The 20,188-nt window shown below is 43.1% G+C and carries 14 protein-coding genes and 1 pseudogene; 10 read left to right on the forward strand and 5 right to left on the reverse strand.

Annotation, left to right across the window (positions count from 1 at the left end):
* Window positions 1-59: 59 nt before the first annotated feature.
* Complete coding sequence (locus AHMF7616_RS23085) at window positions 60-3,026, forward strand: M16 family metallopeptidase (protein WP_115375031.1); 2,967 nt, start codon at window positions 60-62, stop codon at window positions 3,024-3,026.
* 283 nt (window positions 3,027-3,309) lie between these two features.
* Here the strand turns inward: AHMF7616_RS23085 and rlmB are convergent, their stop codons facing one another.
* The 5 genes from rlmB to AHMF7616_RS23110 all read right to left on the reverse strand — a co-directional run bounded on the left by rlmB (window position 3,310) and on the right by AHMF7616_RS23110 (window position 10,367).
* Window positions 3,310-4,119, reverse strand: a complete 810-nt coding sequence (gene rlmB / locus AHMF7616_RS23090) for a 23S rRNA (guanosine(2251)-2'-O)-methyltransferase RlmB (RefSeq protein WP_115375032.1) — start codon at window positions 4,117-4,119, stop codon at window positions 3,310-3,312.
* A complete protein-coding gene (locus AHMF7616_RS23095; protein ID WP_115375033.1) occupies window positions 4,047-5,372 on the reverse strand; it encodes a GWxTD domain-containing protein in 1,326 nt (441 codons plus the stop codon). Before AHMF7616_RS23095 ends, rlmB begins: the two co-directional genes overlap by 73 nt.
* A 143-nt stretch (window positions 5,373-5,515) precedes the next feature.
* Window positions 5,516-8,482 carry a glycosyltransferase family 117 protein gene (locus AHMF7616_RS23100; protein ID WP_115375034.1) on the reverse strand — a complete coding sequence of 989 codons (2,967 nt, stop codon included), beginning with the start codon at window positions 8,480-8,482 and terminating at the stop codon, window positions 5,516-5,518.
* A 125-nt stretch (window positions 8,483-8,607) separates the two neighbouring features.
* A complete protein-coding gene (locus AHMF7616_RS23105; protein ID WP_147275764.1) occupies window positions 8,608-9,201 on the reverse strand; it encodes a T9SS type A sorting domain-containing protein in 594 nt (197 codons plus the stop codon).
* 407 nt (window positions 9,202-9,608) lie between these two features.
* A complete protein-coding gene (locus AHMF7616_RS23110) occupies window positions 9,609-10,367 on the reverse strand; it encodes a biotin--[acetyl-CoA-carboxylase] ligase (protein ID WP_115375036.1) in 759 nt (252 codons plus the stop codon).
* Between the two features lie 41 nt (window positions 10,368-10,408).
* Between AHMF7616_RS23110 and rsfS the strand changes: the two genes are divergently transcribed.
* The 9 genes and pseudogenes from rsfS (at window position 10,409) to AHMF7616_RS23155 (ending at window position 20,017) form a co-directional block, all read left to right on the forward strand.
* On the forward strand, window positions 10,409-10,798 hold the full coding sequence (gene rsfS / locus AHMF7616_RS23115; protein WP_115375037.1) for a ribosome silencing factor: 390 nt from the start codon (window positions 10,409-10,411) through the stop codon (window positions 10,796-10,798).
* 60 nt (window positions 10,799-10,858) lie between these two features.
* Window positions 10,859-13,002: pseudogene (gene ftsH / locus AHMF7616_RS23120) on the forward strand (ATP-dependent zinc metalloprotease FtsH).
* A 28-nt stretch (window positions 13,003-13,030) separates the two neighbouring features.
* On the forward strand, window positions 13,031-13,681 hold the full coding sequence (locus AHMF7616_RS23125; RefSeq protein ID WP_115375038.1) for a LutC/YkgG family protein: 651 nt from the start codon (window positions 13,031-13,033) through the stop codon (window positions 13,679-13,681).
* On the forward strand, window positions 13,665-14,435 hold the full coding sequence (locus AHMF7616_RS23130) for a UDP-2,3-diacylglucosamine diphosphatase (RefSeq protein WP_115375039.1): 771 nt from the start codon (window positions 13,665-13,667) through the stop codon (window positions 14,433-14,435). Before AHMF7616_RS23125 ends, AHMF7616_RS23130 begins: the two co-directional genes overlap by 17 nt.
* Entirely contained in the window at window positions 14,425-15,267 is an 843-nt protein-coding gene (locus AHMF7616_RS23135; protein ID WP_115375040.1) for a hypothetical protein, read from the forward strand. The genes AHMF7616_RS23130 and AHMF7616_RS23135 overlap by 11 nt, the downstream gene beginning before the upstream one ends.
* Before the next feature lie 221 nt (window positions 15,268-15,488).
* Complete coding sequence (locus AHMF7616_RS23140; protein ID WP_115375041.1) at window positions 15,489-16,646, forward strand: zinc-dependent alcohol dehydrogenase; 1,158 nt, start codon at window positions 15,489-15,491, stop codon at window positions 16,644-16,646.
* Between the two features lie 401 nt (window positions 16,647-17,047).
* A complete protein-coding gene (locus AHMF7616_RS23145; RefSeq protein WP_115375042.1) occupies window positions 17,048-18,367 on the forward strand; it encodes a PSP1 domain-containing protein in 1,320 nt (439 codons plus the stop codon).
* Window positions 18,367-18,843: a gliding motility lipoprotein GldH gene (locus tag AHMF7616_RS23150; protein WP_115375043.1), complete on the forward strand. Its 477-nt coding sequence runs from the start codon at window positions 18,367-18,369 to the stop codon at window positions 18,841-18,843. The genes AHMF7616_RS23145 and AHMF7616_RS23150 overlap by 1 nt, the downstream gene beginning before the upstream one ends.
* Before the next feature lie 118 nt (window positions 18,844-18,961).
* Window positions 18,962-20,017: an endonuclease/exonuclease/phosphatase family protein gene (locus AHMF7616_RS23155; protein WP_115375044.1), complete on the forward strand. Its 1,056-nt coding sequence runs from the start codon at window positions 18,962-18,964 to the stop codon at window positions 20,015-20,017.
* The last annotated feature ends 171 nt before the right edge of the window (window positions 20,018-20,188 follow it).

Here is a 20,188-nt window from a genome sequence, read left to right on the forward strand (position 1 = left end):
AATTCTATTATATTTAATTCCATAAGCACGACAAGCTGCTCTATCTTTTTTAAACCAAAATGAGAAAACATTATTATATCTGGCTATTAGCTGCCGTGTTGGTTTTACCGCAATGTAAAACGAGTAGCCAACAAACTAGCGCCCCGCTTAGCACTTCCATTCCGGAAACGGCTCCACCTAAGCAAAAAGAATACACCTATACCACTGCCCCCGGTGATTCTTTAAAAGCCCGCATTTACAAGCTCGAAAATGGTTTAACGGTTTACTTAACCGATTACAAAGATGCGCCCCGCATCCAAACGTACATTGCCGTGCGGGCCGGTAGCAAAAACGATCCAGCTACGGCTACTGGTCTGGCGCATTACCTGGAGCACATGGTGTTTAAAGGTACTTCCCGGCTAGGTTCCCTGGATTACGCGAAAGAACAAGCAGAACTTAACAAAATTGAACAACTCTACGAGGTGTACCGCACCAAAAAAGATGTTGCCGAACGCAAAAAAGTATACCACCAGATTGATAGTGTATCCGGAGTAGCAGCCAAGTTTGCTATTGCCAATGAGTACGATAAAATTTTAGGGGCTATCGGCGCTAGTGGTTCCAATGCGTACACCTCGGTAGAGCAAACCGTATATACCGGCGATGTTCCGGCCAACCAACTGGAAAAATGGGCCATGGTAGAGGCAGAGCGCTTCGGCGAACTGGTTCCCCGTTTGTTCCACACGGAGCTGGAGGCCGTGTACGAAGAAAAAAACCGCACCCTGGACAGCGACGGCCAGAAAGTATTTACGGCCATGCTCGAAGGTTTATTCCCAACGCACCAGTACGGCACCCAAACGACCATTGGTACCATTGAGCACCTGAAAAACCCCTCCATCACCGAAATTAAAAAATACTTCGATACGTATTACGTGCCCAACAACATGGCCATTGCCATGAGCGGCGACTTGGATCCGGATCAAACCATTCGGGTAATCGATAAGTATTTCGGTAAGTTAAAATCCAAGCCGCTGCCCAACTATAACCCACCCGCCGAAGCTCCCATTACGAAGCCAGTAACCAAAGAAGTGCTGGGGCCTAATGCCGAAAGCGTGATGCTGGGCTTCCGTTTTCCCGGGGTAACTACCCGCGAAGCTTTGGTTTTAAAAATGATCAGCCAGATTTTGTCCAACGGCCAGGCCGGGCTTATTGATTTAAATTTAAATCAGAAACAAGCCGTACTGGAAGCGTCCTCGTTTGATTATACCATGAACGATTATTCGGCGCATTTGCTGTCAGGTAATCCGCGGGAAGGACAAACCTTAGATCAGGTGAAGAATTTACTGCTGGGCCAGATTGCTTTGGTAAAGCAAGGCAAATTTGAAGACTGGCTTATTCCGGCTGTGGTGAACAACGCCAAAATGGCTCTAATGAAATCGTACGAAAGCAACGAAGCCCGCGCCGATGCTTTTGTGAGCGCTTACATCGCGCGCCAGGACTGGAAAGACTATGTAAACCGGAATACTGATTTTGCCGGCATTAGCAAGCAAGAAGTAGTGCAGGTGGCTAACAAGTTTTACGGCAACAACTACGTAGTGGTATACAAGCGCATCGGTAAAGACCCGAACATGCAAAAGGTGGAAAAACCCGTCATAACTCCGGTAGCCGTAAACCGCGAAGCGCAATCCGAATTTTATAAATCAGTAATGGCTGCCCCCGCCACCGAACTGCAGCCCGTATTCGTGGATTATAAAAAAGATATCACGGAAGCCAAATTAAAGCAGGATATACCGCTGTATTATACCCGCAACCAAGAAAACGGCTTGTTTAATTTGTATTATGTTTTGGAAACCGGCACGAACAATAATTTAAAATTAGGGCTGGCGGTAAATTATTTAAAATACCTGGGCACCGATAAATACAGCGCCGAAGAACTGCAAAAAGAATTTTACAAGCTGGGCTGTTCGTTCGATGTGTTTTCGTCGCAGGAGCAGGTCTACGTAAGCTTGTCGGGGTTAGATGCCAGCTTTGAGAAAGGTGTAACCTTGTTCGAAAGTGTGCTGCAAAACGCCAAACCCGATCAGCAAGCTTTATCGGACTTAGTAGCTGGCATTTTAAAAGAACGCGCCGATGCGAAACGGAGTAAGAATACCATCCACAGCGTGGCCATGGTCAATTACGCCAAGTACGGACCTAAAAATCCGTTTACTAACATTATTCCGGAAAGCCAACTTAAAAAAATCAAGCCGCAGGAGTTGGTAACTATTATTAAAAGTATCCCGACCTACGAACACCACGTGTTGTATTACGGTCCGAGACCAGCGGAAAACTTAACGACTGTTTTAAATGCCAGCCATATCGTACCGGCTACCCTGAAACCGGTGCCGCCGTTAAAAGTATTCCAGGAGCAGGATATTACCAGCCGCCAGGTTTACTGGACCAATTACAACATGGTGCAGGCTGAGCTGATATTTTTAACCAAGTCGTTTAATTTTGACGCCAAGCAAGTGCCTACTATTACTTTGTATAACGAGTATTTCGGCGGAAACATGGGTTCCATTGTTTTTCAGGAGCTGCGCGAATCAAAAGCCTTGGCTTATTCGGCCAGTTCGCGTTACGCGAATGCCAGCCGGAAAGACCGGGCGAATTATATTTTATCCTACATTGGTACGCAATCTGATAAATTACCCGAAGCCATGGAAGGCATGCAACTTTTACTCAACAACATGCCCCAGGCCGAAGCAAATTTTGCCAACGCCAAAGAAAGTATCCGCAACAGCATCGCCACCGAGCGCATTACCAAATCCGATATTTTATTCGACTACGAACGCGCCAAACGTTTAGGCATTGATTACGATATTCGGCAGAACGTATACCAGAACATCAACGCCATGACCTTCGATGACATGAAGAAATTTCAGCAGCAATTCGTGAAAGGGCAGCACCAAATGATCTTGGTTATTGGCTCCAAAGACCGGCTCAATTTTAAAGAATTAAGTAAATACGGAAAAGTAAAGCAGTTAAGCTTAAAAGAGCTTTTTGGGTATTAATAACCGGATTAAAATAAAAACGGGTTGATAATCATTCATTTTCAACCCGTTTTTATTTTAGCTTATCTCTGATAAGTTACTGCCATGTGTAAAAGGTACGAGTTTAAATCAAAATAAAGGCCCATATTGATTATTACATAATCAAAAATTTAAAAAATGAAACAGGACTAATCCAAAAATATATTTAATGCTGGTTGTGCAGACACAACCAGCGGCATTAGCCATTGTCAGTGTCCTCACTGACCATTTTTGCGAAAGTCTCGTATAATTTTTAAATTTTTGCTTATTGGTTAGCGGCTAAACGCTGCCGCAACACTTCAAACAAAACAATGCCGCTGGCTACCGAAACGTTGAGCGAACCAATCTGGCCGGCCATCGGTATTTTTACCCGAACATCCGCTTTTTTTAAATATTCCGGCGAAATGCCGTCTTCTTCGCTGCCCATCAGAATAGCCGTAGGTCCGGTAAAGTCAATGGTTTCGGTAAGGTTCTGTTCGGCTTTTTCGGTGCAGGCCACAATTTGCATTCCCGATTGTTGCAGGAAAGTAATGGTGTCTTTTAAATTCGTTTCCCGGCACACCGGAATAAGATTTAAGGCTCCCGCCGAAGTTTTTAAAGCATCGCCGTTGATTTGAGCAGCGCCGCGGTTCGGAATTACAATGGCATCCACACCCATGCATTCGGCATTACGGGCAATCGAGCCAAAATTACGCACATCAGTAATCCGGTCCAGTATTAACAACAGCGGGGTTTTGCCTTTTTCGTAAATATCGGCCACAATATTATCCAGGGGCAGGTAAGTAATCGCTGATAAAAAAGCAACGGCTCCCTGGTGATTTTTGCGGGTAAGGGTATCCAATTTTTCGACGGGTACGGTAGCTACGGGTACCTTCGCCTGATGCGCTAGTTCGGTAATATCTTGCGTAATGCTGTTACGCTGGCCTTTCTGCAAAAAAATGCGTTCCAGCACTTTGCCGGCGTGTAAAGCCTCCAGAATGGGCCGGAGCCCAAAAATCATTTCTATCTTCTCCGATTTCTCCTGCCGGAAGGGGCGGCGTCGGGCATTATCATCCCGATAGTTCCTTTTCTCCATTGATCTACTTGATTATACCAGGCAAATTCGTAGGCGGCATCGCGCACGAGTTCGTAGTGGTTTTGAGTAAAGGTATTGGGTTTTTTGATGAAAATGAATTTTACTTCGGCATTTGGCCCATCATATTGCGGGTAAATCCATTCCTCCCGGTCCCAATTGCGGGTAATATAAGCTGGGGTACCAAATACCAGATAAATCATACCGCGGTCAGTAAGCCAGCCTGCTTTGTGCGAAGCAAAGTAACGATTGGCTTTCTCCACCCTACTGTAATATTCTCGGATCAAGCTTTTACCTAAATTTTGATCTTGCCGGGCAATGCCCAACCAAAAAGCATCTACGGCTAACTTAGGGTTTGGCGCATCGTACAGGTTTTTACGCTCTACCGAACTGGTAAGATAAATCAAAGGTTCAATTAATTCCGCCGCCGAAGTTAAAGCGGGGTAAGAGCCTTCTTCAACGAGTAAAGCGCGACGAGCAGTTTGGGTTTCCAGGATATAAACACCGGGACTGGTTAGTTGCGTGGCTTGATTTACCGGCAAAACAGGTTTACTCTGTACTTTAAGAGTAGGCGGCGAAGCCGCATTTTTGCGCGACATTGGTGGGATGGCCGGCGTAATGGTTAAAGGAAATTGCCGGGCCGTTACCTGTGTGTCTGGTCCGGATGCCGGAATATAAAAAGCTTGTTGGTTGTTGATATACGTTTGAAACAGCGGAAACTGCCCCGTGGAATCGAGCAGCAGAAAGTTCTGGTTTTTAGAAGCAGCCGTAAGCGGAATATCGAGCAGCGTTTCTTCCTGGGTAGCTGAAAACTGGGGCAAGCGTAATACCAATACGGATGGATAAGTAATTTTGCTGATGGGTAAAGCAAAATCAAGCATGGCAGCGTCCGATGGTAGATTTTTTAAATTTTTGTTCACCGCTACCACCGAATCGCGCCAATAAATGTTATTGCGGGTATAATCCCGGCTTAAGAAGTAAGGGATGGTGCTACCGGGTTTTTGTAAATTGCCAATGGTGGATTTATTTGTGATTTTAATGAAAATATTTAGGCTATCTATTCCCGTTTGATAATCGTAACTCAAGCCAGTGTCGGGCAGAAAGGAATATTTTAAACCGGTGCGAGCCGGCATTAATTCAGGAGAACAAGCAGAAGTTAAAAGTACCAGAATAACAAAATAACTAACCAGAGTTAAAAAGCCTTGGTTCTGATCGCAATTTTTACGGACGAAGAAAGATGGAAAATAGTTGTACATGCTTTCTTTTTAACGGAATAAGATCGTAATAAATATAAAATTTTAAAAAACGGCCATGGTGTGTCGTCTTTTCTTATAAACGCTACAAAGAGAAAGCCGGTATATGTACCGGCTTTCTCTTTGTAAAAATAAGGTATTAAGGCTTACTGATTTCCCCCGTAATAGCGCATAAAGGTTTGTTCCATTTTAGCCGCTCGATCGTTTAATCCTAAGGCACGGGCAGAAAAAATGAGCTGCTGTAAAGTAATAAAGCTGGTTTGTTGCTCCCGGTCAAATAAACTCCCTTGCTCTGCGTAATAGGCCAAAGCTTTAGTCGTGCGTTGTTCCATTTTATCCATTATTTCCATTGCCTTTTGTTTCTCACCTACTTTGTTTAAAGGTTCGATAAACTGGGGCGTGTAGTAATCGTACGGGATGGATTTGTCGGGCATTACCTTAAAGCAATAATCCATTACTTCTTTGGCCTTGGCCGGATTGTTACTGGCTAAGTAAGCGTTTGCTAAACGATAGAATTTGTCGCGCGTGTTGGGTGGTAATTGGCTAATGAAGCTCTCGTCGTAAAAAATACGCGGATCATCCAGGTTGCGCCACTGGAATTTCTTCAGCATGTTATCATACATCAAGTCTTTAGCTACGTAACCTTCATCTTCGGCAGTTGAATTTTTTACCGGTAAAATGCGGTAAGCCAAGCCTTCCAGTTGAAAATACGGCTGCAAATTCATGAAATCTGAGCTGGATACGGTAGTGGAGAAGTAAACCGGCCGTTTCCAATCGTTGGTAGCCAGAATGTCCAGAATAGCCAAATGTTTCTTTTCTAAAGCTGATTTACCCACGTTCCAGGCCATTTGCTCTACAATCTGGCCTTCGCGTTCTTTCGGCACAATGCCACTCTGCAATACCGCGGCTTTATCTACTGTTAAGAAAAAGTTTTTCGTCGGGAACGACATAAAAGGTTTACCGGTTTGAGCTTGCACCTGTAAAACCGGATGGTTCTGTTTAACCAACGAAATAAACTGTTTTAAATCCATACCGGCTTTTACCTGGGGCTTTTCCACGTAGGGCAAGTAGTCGTTGGTGCCTTGGCGGTAGTTTTCGTTTTCCAGCGAAATAGGTAATGGATCTGATTTGTAGGAGCGGCGCTTCATCTGGTCGAGGTACCAATCGGTGTTCAGGTAGCTCAATACGGCTACGCGCACATCCGTCCGAAATCCTTCTACTTCCTGGGCATACCAGAGCGGGAACGTGTCGTTATCGCCATTAGTAAACAAAATAGCATTCGGAGCACAGGAACTCAGTAAATTCTTAGCGGAGTCCACCGTGTTATACTTATCCGAGCGATCATGATCATCCCAACCTTGCACCGCCATAATTACCGGCACCGATAAACAAAGTACCGTTACTATCCCGGCTCGTAGAGTGTCTTTTTTTAAAATTTTCTCTAGCAACGAAGCTAAACCAATTACACCCAGGCCAATCCAGATACAGAATGCATAAAAAGAACCGGCAAAGGTATAATCTCTTTCGCGGGGCTCAATAGGCGGTTGGTTCAGGTAAATAGCAATAGCCACCCCGGTAAAGAAAAACAACAAACCCACAATAAAAGCGTTTTTCTCGTCTTTCCGCACCTGAAAAAATAAGCCCACTAAACCCAAAATAAGCGGCAGCATGTAAAAATTATTACGGGCTTTACTATCAGCTACGCGGTTGGGTAAATTATCGGTACGTTCTACCGGCCACAAAACGCCGGATTGTTGCACATCGCTGTCGCGACCCACAAAATTCCAGAGAAAGTAACGCCAGTACATGTGCCCTAATTGGTAATTAAACAAAAAAGAAAAGTTTTCGCCCATGGATGGTTTTTGTCCTTCCTGTATGTTTACCCATTTTTTGTATTCCTGAATGTGCTGCGGTTGCGAACTGTAAATACGCGGCAACAAGGCCATATCTTTGGGGTCGTAAACCGGCTCAATCTTATAATCGGCAATTTCGTATTTGTCTTTGCCTTTAATGTAGCGGGGTTCGCCTTCTTTCTGGTCCACTACTTCGGCGTTAAATTGCGGACCATAAAGTAAAGGCCGGTCGCCGTATTGTTCGCGTTTTAAATAAGAAACAAAGCTTACTATATTTTCCGGATCGTTTTCATCAATAGTAGGGTCGTAAGTCGACCGGATCGGAATAATTAAATAAGAAGAATAGCCGATTAAAATAAAGACGAAGCATAATAAGGCGGTATTTAAAACGGGCTTAACGCGTTGGTGGGAATAAAACAACCCGTAAATAAGCGCAGCTAAGAATAATAACAGAAAAATAATAATGCCGCTACCGAACGGTAAACCAACGGTGTTAATAAAGAATACTTCAAAGCGACCTGCCAACGATGGCAAGCCCGGAATAATGCCCCACAAGATAATACCAATAATCAGTGCACTGGTAACAAAGGTAAATACCATACCTTTAGTAGAAGTTTTTCCCCGGTTGTTTTTATAATAATAGATAAAAGCTAATGCGGGTACTGCTAGCAAGTTAAGCAAGTGCACCCCAATGGATAACCCCATCATGTAAGCAATCAGGATCAGCCATTTATCGCCGCTGGCCCGATCGGTTTGCATTTCCCACTTCAGCATGGCCCAAAACACAAAAGCCGTAAAAAACGACGACATGGCGTAAACTTCAGCTTCTACGGCCGAAAACCAGAACGAATCGGAGAAGGTAAAAGCAAGGGTGCCGATTATACCACTGCCTAAAATAAGTAAGGCCTGGCCAAAGGCAGGTTGACCATCTTCGGTTTTTACAATTAGCTTCCGGGCCAGAATGGTGATGCTCCAGAATAAGAACAACACGGTAGCGGCGCTCATTAATCCGGATAAAAAGTTAATTAAAGGAGCAACTTTTAAAACATCGCCTGCGGCAAATAAGGAAAATATCCGGCCGATTAATAAAAAGAAAGGAGCGCCCGGCGGGTGCGGCACTAGCAATTTGTAAGAGCAGGCAATAAATTCTCCGGCATCCCAGAAGCTGGCAGTAGGTTCAATGGTTAAGCCGTAAACAACGGTTGCCACCAGAAATACTAACCAACCAACAATGTTATTAATTCTATTAAACTGAATCATAAAGTGTGTTTGAAAGAATCCCCGAAAGTAATAAATTAAGTTTTAAAAAAGTGCTGTGGTTTTAATTTTCAAAAAAATAGCCGGCTTTCGGGGCCGGCTATCTAATAAACTATTTTGAATCAATTTTATTGTTGCAAAATCAGGCGTTTTGTTTCTACCATTTTGTCATTCACTAACAAGCTATAAAAATAAACACCCGCCGGCCGATCCGATAAGTCAATGGATATATCAGCGGCGTTCGCATTATCGCCGAGGGTAATGGTTTGAATAACCTTACCAATTGTATTCGAGATCTTGATTTTATAAATATCGCCGGCTGTTTGCGTAAGCGAAATAGTAAACCTGCCTTTCGACGGATTGGGATAGGCACTTAAAGTAGGCAATAATTTAGCTTTGCCATTATCCGGACTAATGCCATTTTGTACCGGACCAACGCCTAACAAATGCGGATTAGCCGACGTTGTTGCTGTATAATGAACAAATTTCTTACTCACGAAAGGCTTTAACAAATCGGGGGAGAAGTTTGATAACCCAAAAGTAGACCAACTATCGTAAATAGCGGAAGTAGCAGTTTCGGGGGTATGTTTTTTCCAGGTGGCAATATTGGTGGCAGAGTGTCCGTTCTTAGGAACATCGGCGAACGCTCTTTTATTAGCGTGGCCTGCCAGGCAAGACCCCACCATTAAAATTACGATCCCTATTTTAGTAAATGTATTCATATCATAAGTATTCTTTTCGTATTTGCTTTTTACAGGAAAAAGCAAAAGTACAGGTTGTGTAAAATCTTACAAGCATATCTACGACTCTATGGCACCTAAAGATCAATCCAAGAGCAATAAAATATTATAACTTCTTTATTACAAGGATTGTGCCCGATGTAAAGTAGTTAAATATATGATTTTTTTAATTCGCAGACAATTTACTTTAAAGTTATTAATAAATATGGTATTTGTAAATATTTATTTTATTGGGAATTATAAAAACGATAGCAATGCTTTTAACAAGTAAATAGGTTTGTTAGAACCTTATTCGAAAACAAGAATAAAATATCTGGTTTCTAAAGTAATAAGAGTAACAAAATTCTGCATTAGTTGCATGTGTTTTTGTATGTATAAAAACTTAATTTTTAGTAGAGATAAGCTATTTCTTTAAAATTAAAAAACCGCAACTCTTCGTTGATTTGCAGCGCTAAACGGCCAGTAGCATCAACGCCCACAATTTGTCCTGTTGTTTTTACACCATCAATTTCGTAGAAGTAGGTTGATTGGTACCGGTAAAGAGCCTGTAAGTAAGAGATTTTTAATTTTTCTAACTGACCGCTTCGTAGTTCCAGGTATCTTTTTTCGAGATGCTCTAATAATTTTTCCGTTATTACTACCCGATTGAATTCCTTATTCGTAAGTTTAGCCAAAGAAGTAGCCCGCGGAAACTGGAATATTTTCTGATTAACGTTTAAACCAATTCCAACCACGGAATGTTGTAAAATAGACCCGCTAATCGTGTTTTGAATTAAAATACCCGCTAGTTTTTTATCTTCCGTAACAATATCATTTGGCCATTTAATTTTAATTTTTCCGGGTACTACTTGTTGAACCAGATCAAAAACGGCAAGGGACACACACATGGTTAAGTAAAATTGTTGCGTTGCACTTAAGAAAACGGGCTTTAGAATTACAGATAAAGTAATATTTTTGTCAGATTCGGCTTCCCAAGTATTACCACGTTGGCCTTGGCCAGCGGTTTGATGATCCGTAATTACGACACAACCTTCGGTGGCTTTATTTTTGACTAATAGTTCTGAAGCAACTACATTAGTGGAGGAACAGGTTGGCAAATAAATGATCTGTTTACCTATAAACAGGGTTCCTAGTGTAAATTGGGTCAATTTTTTAATTATTTTTGGTACTTCAAAGGTAAAAATATAATATGATAAAAAAGAGAATTAAGGAAGAGTCAGACATATTGACACAAGTGGTTTTGAAAGGAATGCAGGAAAAGAAAGCTTCTGACATAGTGGTGATTGACCTTAAATCGATGAAAAACGCCGTTTCGGATTATTTTGTAATTTGTTCGGCCAACTCGGATACGCAATTAGATGCCATTGCGCGTTCTGTTGAAGAAGAAGTTTCGAAAACCATTCAGCAAAACCCTTGGCAAAGCGAAGGCCGCACCAATAAAGAATGGATATTGCTGGATTACGTGGATGTGGTGGTACATATTTTCCTGAAAGAAAAAAGAGAGTTTTATGCCCTCGAAGAATTGTGGGGCGATGCTCCTATTCGCCACGTAGAAGCAGAAACGGCAAAAGTAGTTTAATCACAATCAGAACATTTCGCTTAATAGCGTGTTCTTCATTTACTTGTAATTTTAAGATTCATGGCTGACAAGAATTCTAATAAAAAAAAGAAGATAAATTTACCCAACAACCCTCCTCGTCCGACGATGCAGATGTGGGTGTTGGCTGCTCTCGTGTTCCTTATTTTTGGTATTGCTTATTTTAACCGCAGTAATTCTACTATTGCCATTAACCAGCAACGTTTTGAGGAAATGATGCTGAGCCGGGATGTAAAAAGCCTGGTAATGGTAAACGGCCGTACGGTAGAAGTATCGCTGAAAGAAGAAGCCTTACAAAACGATAAATATAAATCGGAACTTACCGGACGTGGTGTTTTAGCCATGGAGCAAGGTCCGCAGTATCATTTACCCATTATTTCGCCGGAAGTTTTTAAAGAAGATTTTGATAAAATTCAGGAAAACATCCCGAAAGAAGAACGAATTGGTTTTGAAATAGAAAGCCGCACGGCTTTCACGGATATGTTTGTAAACTGGGGCTTTATCTTAATTTTACTCTTTGGTTTCTGGTTCTTAATGCGCCGCGTTACCAACGGGGCCGGGGGGGGCAGATTTTTAATATTGGTAAATCCCGGGCGGCTTTGTTCGATGCCGAAAACAAGGTAAAAATTACGTTTAAAGACGTAGCTGGCCTGGAAGAAGCCAAAGAAGAAATCCAGGAGATTGTTGAATTTTTAAAAAATCCGGCCAAGTTTACCATCTTGGGTGGTAAAATACCGAAAGGTGCTCTGCTGGTAGGTCCTCCGGGTACCGGTAAAACCTTGTTAGCGAAAGCCGTTGCCGGCGAAGCCGACGTACCGTTTTTCTCTCTATCCGGTTCTGATTTCGTGGAGATGTTTGTGGGGGTAGGTGCTGCCCGGGTACGTGATTTATTTAAACAAGCCAAAGCCAAAGCGCCGTGTATCATTTTTATTGATGAGATTGATGCCATTGGCCGTTCGCGGAGCCGCGGACAAGTACCGGGTGGTAACGATGAACGGGAAAATACGCTGAACTCGTTGTTGGTAGAAATGGATGGTTTTGGTACGGATTCCGGGGTTATTATTCTGGCAGCTACTAACCGTCCGGATACTTTAGACTCCGCTTTATTGCGTCCCGGTCGTTTCGACCGCCAGATTAGCATTGATAAACCAGATATTATCGGGCGTACCGAAATTTTCCGGGTGCACTTAACGCCGTTAGCTTTATCCGAAGACGTAGATCCGAAGAAATTAGCGGCGCAAACCCCTGGTTTTGCCGGTGCCGAAATTGCGAACGTGTGTAACGAAGCCGCTTTAATTGCCGCTCGCCGGGATAAGAAAAAAGTAGAGCTGCAGGATTTTAACGATGCGATTGACCGCGTAATCGGTGGTTTAGAGAAGAAAAACAAAATTATTTCGCCGGAAGAAAAGAAGATTGTGGCTTACCACGAAGCCGGTCACGCGATTGCGGGTTGGTTCCTGGAGCATTGCGATCCGTTAGTGAAAGTAAGTATTGTGCCCCGTGGTATTGCGGCATTAGGTTATGCCCAGTATTTGCCAAAAGAACAGTTCTTGTATACTACTGAACAGTTAATCGACGAAATGTGCATGGCTTTAGGTGGCCGTGCTGCCGAAGAATTAATTTTTGGAAAAATATCAACGGGGGCGTTAAGCGATTTAGAACGTATCACCAAAATGGCTTACAGCATTGTAACCATGTACGGGATGAACGATAAAATCGGTAACGTGTCGTTCTACGATTCCAAACAATCGGATTATTCTTTTAACAAACCTTACTCCGATGCTACCGCGCAGACCATAGATAATGAGGTCCGCAAGATAATTCAGGATGCCTATAACCGCACCAAGGAGTTACTGACCAGTAAAATGAAAGAGCTAGAAGTGGTAGCTCAGGAGTTACTGGCCAAGGAAATTCTTTTTCAGGCTGATTTAGAGCGGTTAGTGGGTAAACGGCCGTTTGCCGGCTTAACTACTTTGCAGGCGCACATGTCGGGCACCGACCGGAGCCAGACTTTGAGCGAAGTAGAGCAACAAACCGGTGGGCATGTACACGAAAATGGTAGTCAGAACGGACAGTCAACCGAAAATAAAAATACCGCTGCGGCAGATAATGGCTCCGATGAAAAAAGACCAAAGCCGGAGCCGGAAGGAGCGGCCCCTGGTCAATCTTATTCTGTGGAGAGTTAAAAGGTAATTATTTACATTTATCACCGGCATGTACGAAGCTCGTTCGAAAGATATAGTTTTAAGGAAAGTACGCGAGGCGCTGGCTAAGTCAGCGCCCGTAGTACCTCCCACTCCTGATTTTAGCGCTGATTTATATCCGCCACTCGATGACGACTTGTCGGTTACCTTTGCCACTAATTTTTTAAAAAATAGTGGCACTTTTGTTTACTGCGAATCAGAAGAAGATTTTTTTGATCAGCTATTTGCCTTTAAGCAAGAAAAAGGCATTCAAAATTTATTTGTCTGGGAACAGGAATGGCAAACCAAGCTTTACGCAGCAGGCATTCATTTTTTAGATGACGAAAGTAATTTTATTAAACAAGGTGATGCCGGTTTAACCACTTGCGAAGCCTTAATTGCGCGTACCGGCAGTATCTTTGTAAGTGGCGCTACCGAAAGTGGTCGACGATTAAGTATCTACCCCGAAAAACATTTAGTGGTAGCTCGCATGACCCAATTAGTAGCCGATATTAAAGAAGGATTGCAGTTAATTAAAAACAAGTACGGCAACAAAATACCATCCATGATTTCGCTGGTTAGCGGACCTAGCCGAACTGCCGATATTGAAAAAACTTTGGTTATGGGCGCCCACGGACCGCGCGAATTGGTTCTGTTTTTAATTGATGATATCCCCCATTAGGCATTTGCCGCCCGGTAAAAAAGTCTACTTTGCTTCTGATTTTCATTTAGGTGTACCCGATGCTGCCCGCAGCTTAATTCGCGAGAAAAAAATAGTGCGTTGGCTCGACCAGATAAAAGCGGATGCAGCATTAATTATTCTGGTAGGCGATATTTTCGATTTCTGGTTTGAATACAATCACGCTATTCCGCGCGGCTTTATCCGGTTGCAAGGTAAATTAGCCGAAATTACGGATAGTGGCATTCCGGTTTACTTTTTCACGGGTAACCACGATATGTGGATGTTTGATTATTTTACCAAAGAGCTCAATATTCCGATCATTCGTAAACCGATCACCACGCAGTTTAACGGTAAAACTTTTTTAATTGGCCACGGCGACGGACTAGGCCCCAAGGATTACACCTATAAAGTTCTGAAGCGCATATTCGCCAATAAGATTTGCCAATGGTTGTTTGCCCGCATTCATCCTAACTTAGGTATTGGCATTGCCACCAAATGGTCTAGGCGCAGCCGAATTAGTAACACAGTAAAAGACGAGGTTTTTAAAGGAGAGCGGGAATGGCTGGTAACGTACTGCCAGGAAGTGGAGAAACAAACGCATCACGATTACTACGTTTTTGGACACCGGCATTTGCCATTAAATATTCAGCTAAATAACCGGTCGCAGTACATCAACCTGGGCGAATGGGTAAACTTTTTTTCCTATGCGGTATTTGACGGCCAGCAACTTACACTCGAATATTTTGAAAAATAAGCGTATTTCGGTTATTCCGGGAGTATTTTGGATCATTATCCTCCTAATGGCCTCAAGCACTTGCCTGGCGCAAACTTCATTAAATCCATCTGATCCGGTAACGAATAAAGTTTTATTTACCGAAGTAGTTTCGCAGGATCGCTTAAATAATATTTATCTCACCGACCGGCAGAATAACTTACATAAATACGATGGCGCTGGTAAGTTAATAGCTACCTTCTCACCGCCTGTTACGGGCCGCATTTCTATGCTGGAGGCCTGGAACCCGGCTAAGATTTTACTCTTTTACGACGATCAGCAAAAAATAGCTTTTCTCGATCGCTTCCTGGCTCCAATCAGCACTATTAACTTACGAGATTATGTAGATGGTCTGGTAAAAACGGCTACTATCTCGCAGGATAACAAAATATGGGCTTTTAACGAGAGTAACTTTAGTCTTTACAAAATTGACTTACAGTTTCCGGAAGCAACCCGTACTATTCCTTTAGACTTAGTATTTCCAAAACAAGCTTACGATATCCGGTCTTTGCGCGAATATCAAAACAACTTGTATCTGCTGGATAAACTATCGGGCATTTATGTGTTCGATAATCTAGGAAATTACCAAAAAAGGTTGCCCTTTACCGGTTTGTCGTACATGGGCTTTCGTAATGATGAGTTGTACTACTGGCAAAACAATAAAATTCACTTATTTAATTTATATACGCTGCAGGAAAAAACTTTGGATTTGCCTGCCTCAGTAGATACAACCACCATAAAACAAGTGGTTATTGGTGAAGAACAAATTTTTTTAATTTCTACTTCTGAAATAAAGGTTCTGCCACTGAAATAGCATCAATAATTATTTATAAAAACGGAGTACCCTCTATCAATTTTTTTTAAATTTTCCGCGATCTCCGCGCCTGCCTCTTGCATTTTAATTAAAGATAAACAAAAACAAGTCGGATAAACCCAAAACGCTTTATAACTCCCTTAGTAAGTTTTCGTTAGTGTAGTGATCTGGGCTACAACTCTTCGGATTGTGGCTAATGTTTCATCGCCTAAACTAAAACTATGAAAGCGCTTGTATTTCACAAAATCAACGATGTTCGGGTAGATACCGTCGACGATCCTATTATTGAAGATAATCGCGACGCGATTATTCGGGTTACTTCCACGGCTATCTGCGGCTCCGATTTGCATATTCTCGACGGCTTTGTGCCCCAAATGAACAACATGGTGCTGGGCCACGAGTTTATGGGAATTGTAGAAGAAGTAGGGTCGGGAGTCGGAAATTTAAAAAAAGGCGACCGGGTAGTGGTTCCTTTCCCCATTGCGTGCGGGAGCTGTTTTTTCTGTAACAACAAATGGCCCACCCAGTGCGAAAACTCAAATAAAAACTACGGACCAGATGGGGGTTTAATGACCGAAAAAGGGGCGGCTTTGTTTGGCTATACCGATCTTTACGGCGGCATTCAAGGTGGTCAGGCCGAATACGTGCGGGTGCCTTATGCTGATTTCGGACCCCGGATTGTACCGGATGAACTTACCGATGAACAAGTATTATTTTTAACCGATATTTTCCCGACGGGCTGGGCTGCTGCCGACTGGGGCCGCATAAAAGGAGGCGAAACCGTGGCTATATTCGGGGCCGGACCGGTAGGCATTATGGCGGCTAAATCGGCCTGGATTATGGGCGCGGGTCGGGTCGTAAACATTGATATCCAGCAGTATCGCTTGGATATGGCTAAAAAAGCCGCCAATTCCGAAACCATCCTTTGGGAAAGCGAAGACCAGGTGGTAGAACTTATCCGCAGCATGACCGAAGGCCGGGGCGCCGACGTGTGTATTGATGCTGTAGGTATGGAAGCCGACCGGAGTTTGCTGGAAAAAGCCAAAGCCGTGATAAATTTTGAAAAAGGCACCACCAAAGTACTGGAAACGTGCCTGCGGGCTGTTCGCCGGGCGGGAGTAGTGAGCGTAGTGGGGGTTTACGGCGCACCGTACGATAACTTTCCGTTGGGCCGCTGGTTCGATAAAGGCATTACTTTAATGGGTACCCAGGCCCCCGTACAAATCTACATCGATCATTTAATGAACCTGGTGCAAACCGGTAAAGTAACCCTCAACGATATTATTACCCATACCTTACCTTTGTCCGAAGCCCCACACGGCTACGAGATATTCAAGAAAAAAGAAGATAATTGCGTAAAAGTAGTTCTGAAACCCTAGAACCAGGTTGCGCGAAAGGTAAAATTTAAAAAAAGCAGGCGCATACCCTGCTTTTAATTTGCCTATGCGAAACGAATTTTTTTAAGTTGTTTACTGTCTTCAAAGCAGATATACCCACCGCAATCGGTATTTTAATATTATGGGTTTGCTTGCAATACGTAGTTGCTGCGGTAAGCGCCGCATATTAAATTAGTCTGGATTCGGTTTTTGTGTATATTTGTTGTTATCGTGTTAAAAAACGATTAAAATAAAGAAAACAGGAATTTTAGATATAAGGAGAATATATTGTGGGATGCGGTTCATGTTCTAGCGGCGGCTGCAGCACAAATGGCTGTAAAAGCAACGGCGGGTGTAGTACCGGCGGTTGCAACCGTTTAAATGTATTTGATTGGTTAAGCGACATGGATTTACCCACGTCGTTTGAAGAATTTGATATAGTTGAAGTAAGATTTAAAGGTGGCCGGAAAGATTTTTACCGGAATGTAAATAGTTTACCCTTAATAACCGGCGATGCGGTAGTAGTGGATGTGCCCAATGGCCATCATATTGGTTATGTATCGTTAAAGGGAGAACTGGTACGGTTACAGATGCTGAAGAAGAAAGTTGATAACAACGAAGAAATTCGCAGCATTTACCGGATTGCCACCGAAAAAGATTTAGAAAAATTACAGGCGGTGCAGGATCTGGAGTCCAATACTATGTACCGGGCCCGGACCATTATTCAGGATTGCAAGCTGAAAATGAAGTTATCGGATGTGGAATACCAAGCCGACCGTTCAAAAGCTACTTTTTACTATTCCGCCGAAGACCGGGTAGATTTCCGGGATTTAATTAAAAAACTGGCCGATGAATTTAAAATCCGGGTAGAAATGCGGCAAATTAGCTTGCGCCACGAAGCGGGTCGTTTAGGCGGTATTGGTTCGTGTGGCCGTGAGTTATGTTGCTCTACCTGGCTCACCGATTTCAAAAGCGTATCAACCACCGCTGCGCGGTACCAGAATCTTTCGTTAAACCCGAGCAAATTATCCGGGCAATGTGGCCGGTTAAAGTGCTGCTTAAATTACGAGCTCGAAACGTACATGGATGCATTAAAAGACATCCCGAACGTAACGCGGCCGTTATTAACCCAGCGAGGCGATGCCGTCCTGCAAAAAACCGATATTTTTAAACGGTTGATGTGGTTTGGTTTCCGCGACGATAATAACTGGTATCCTGTAAGTGTAGACCGGGTAAAAGAAATACTGGAAATAAATGCGCAAGGTAAGCCCGTAGACACCTTGGTACCGGTAGTAGAAAATCCGAAAAAAGAAGTTAGCCTGGTAGCGCAACTAGAAGGCAATCTGGAACGGCTGGATGAGAAATTTGTGAAGCCGAAGAAAAAGAAGAAAAAGAAAAAAAATCCGGATAATAAAGAAAATAAAGGCGAGCAACCCCTAGTAAATGCGACTGCTAAAACGCCGGAAGTAGTAAATGATGCGGCTATACCGGGGCAAGGACCAAGTGCGACTAAACCGAAGAATAAATTTAAAAATAAAAAGAATAAGCCCCGCCCGGTACCAGCTGAAGCCGGCAATGGCGCGGCGCTGGTAAGCACGGCGCCTGTAAATCGGCCGGAGAAAATTAAGTCCGAAAATAATAACGATGACCAGCCGCGGTTCCGCGAAAAGCGGCCGGCGCACAAACCCAAAATTCCTCGTCCGGATAAACCAGCTACTTTGTGATGCAGTGGCGCAAATTGGTATACTTCATAATTCTTATCGTGGCTTTAACGGGCTGCGATAAGAACCGGATATTTGAAGAAAACCAGGATATACCTAATAATAGCTGGCAGATTAGAAACGTGCCGCAATTTTCGTTTACGATTCAGGAACCCGCCAGCACCTATAATATTTACTTTAATGTACGCAACGCTATTTTCTATGAGTTTTACAACTTGTACCTGCGCGCCGAATTACTAGACCCGGATGGCAAACCTCTGGATGTAAAACTCCACGAGATGTATCTGATGGACAAGACCACTGGTAAACCCCTCGGCGATGGTTCCGGCGATATTTTCGATCATCAGTTTTTAGCTATTAAAAATTTTAAATTTCCGAAAGCCGGCACTTATACCATCAGGTTAAAACAATACATGCGCAAAGATCCTTTGCCGGGAGTTATGGCAGTAGGCATACGGGTAGAAAAAATAATCCCCTAAAACAGCTTTAATGCATAATTTTTAAAATTCAGTAAAAATGCGGATGAGAATGGCGGTAAATACCTAACCTTTTGGTAAAAAACGGGTAAAATATGGTTATATTCTAAGAATAAAATACATGAAACTTATCCTTGAAACATTTGGCGCCTTACTAATCCTCTTTTCGTTTTTGCCGCTTATTAGAACCCACTACTGGTGGATTCGCATTTTGGACTTCCCCCGAACGCAGGTTGCTCTTTTTTTGGCTATCACGCTGGGGCTATATATGTATATAAGTCCGTTTACCACTTTTTACGAAGTAGTTTTTGCCGTTCTGCTGGGCTTAGCCCTTTTTAACGAAATCTTGCACATTTACCGCTTTACTCCCTTCGTTAAGGTGGAAGCCTTACGGAGTAACTTAAAAGCACCGGCCAATTCTTTTAGTATTATGGTGTCGAATGTGCGGATGTCAAATAAAAAGTACGAGAAGTTCTTAAAGGTAGTTCGCGAAACCGATCCGGATATTCTGCTTATTAACGAGCCCAACCAAAAATGGGCCGATGCTGTTAGGGAATTAGATAAAGTTTATGCCTATTCGATTAAAAAGCCCCAGGAGAATACTTATGGCATGATGCTGTACAGTAAATTTAAGCTGGTTTCGCACAGCATTCAGTTTATTGTGGAGCCGGACATTCCTTCTTTTTACGCCATTGTGGAATTACCCACCGGCAGAAAAATTGATTTATTTACCGTACATCCCCGGCCGCCGCATTACGATAAAAACACCGATACCCGCGAAGCCGAACTGCTGCAAGTGGCCCAGTTAGCTAAACTTACCCCTTTGGCAACCATTGTGGCCGGCGACCTGAATGATGTAGCCTGGTCGTACACCACTAACTTGTTTCGTAAAATAAGTGGCTTGTTAGATCCACGGATCGGACGCGGATTTTTTAACACCTATAATGCCCTTATTCCTTTTTTCCGGTATTCCTTAGATCATATTTTTTACGATCCGGCCTTCCGGCTCATACGTATTAAAAGGTTGCCTAAGTTTGGCTCTGATCATTTCCCGATGTTTTTACGCTTAAACTATGAACCAGCGGAAGCGGTAGAACAGGAAGTACCCGTAGCCGAACCCGAAGAAATGCAGGAGGCGCAGGAAATGATCGACAAGGTTATGGAACCCGAACCCTAAAAAGCCGCGAATATTTCGAGCAGGGGCACTATGTTAAACTTTGAATAATTTCACTATTCTAGAACGCAAAAATTACCTCGCTTAAGTTAGGGTTTAAAATAAAAAAATCCCGTTCAGTTTGCTGAACGGGATAATAGTAAAATAATACGATGCCTAACGGCAATATATTTT

Source organism: Adhaeribacter pallidiroseus (genome assembly GCF_003340495.1).
Classification (GTDB): domain Bacteria; phylum Bacteroidota; class Bacteroidia; order Cytophagales; family Hymenobacteraceae; genus Adhaeribacter; species Adhaeribacter pallidiroseus.

Coding starts and splice junctions, on each gene's coding strand:
- rlmB (WP_115375032.1), bottom strand. CDS start 4,119: ATGGAGAAAAGGAACTATCGGGATGATAATGCCCGACGCCGCCCCTTC.
- AHMF7616_RS23100 (WP_115375034.1), bottom strand. CDS start 8,482: ATGATTCAGTTTAATAGAATTAATAACATTGTTGGTTGGTTAGTATTT.
- rsfS (WP_115375037.1), top strand. CDS start 10,409: ATGATAAAAAAGAGAATTAAGGAAGAGTCAGACATATTGACACAAGTG.
- AHMF7616_RS23140 (WP_115375041.1), top strand. CDS start 15,489: ATGAAAGCGCTTGTATTTCACAAAATCAACGATGTTCGGGTAGATACC.
- AHMF7616_RS23105 (WP_147275764.1), bottom strand. CDS start 9,201: ATGAATACATTTACTAAAATAGGGATCGTAATTTTAATGGTGGGGTCT.
- AHMF7616_RS23145 (WP_115375042.1), top strand. CDS start 17,048: ATGGATTTACCCACGTCGTTTGAAGAATTTGATATAGTTGAAGTAAGA.
- AHMF7616_RS23150 (WP_115375043.1), top strand. CDS start 18,367: ATGCAGTGGCGCAAATTGGTATACTTCATAATTCTTATCGTGGCTTTA.
- AHMF7616_RS23095 (WP_115375033.1), bottom strand. CDS start 5,372: ATGTACAACTATTTTCCATCTTTCTTCGTCCGTAAAAATTGCGATCAG.
- AHMF7616_RS23125 (WP_115375038.1), top strand. CDS start 13,031: ATGTACGAAGCTCGTTCGAAAGATATAGTTTTAAGGAAAGTACGCGAG.
- AHMF7616_RS23130 (WP_115375039.1), top strand. CDS start 13,665: ATGATATCCCCCATTAGGCATTTGCCGCCCGGTAAAAAAGTCTACTTT.
- AHMF7616_RS23085 (WP_115375031.1), top strand. CDS start 60: ATGAGAAAACATTATTATATCTGGCTATTAGCTGCCGTGTTGGTTTTA.
- AHMF7616_RS23155 (WP_115375044.1), top strand. CDS start 18,962: ATGAAACTTATCCTTGAAACATTTGGCGCCTTACTAATCCTCTTTTCG.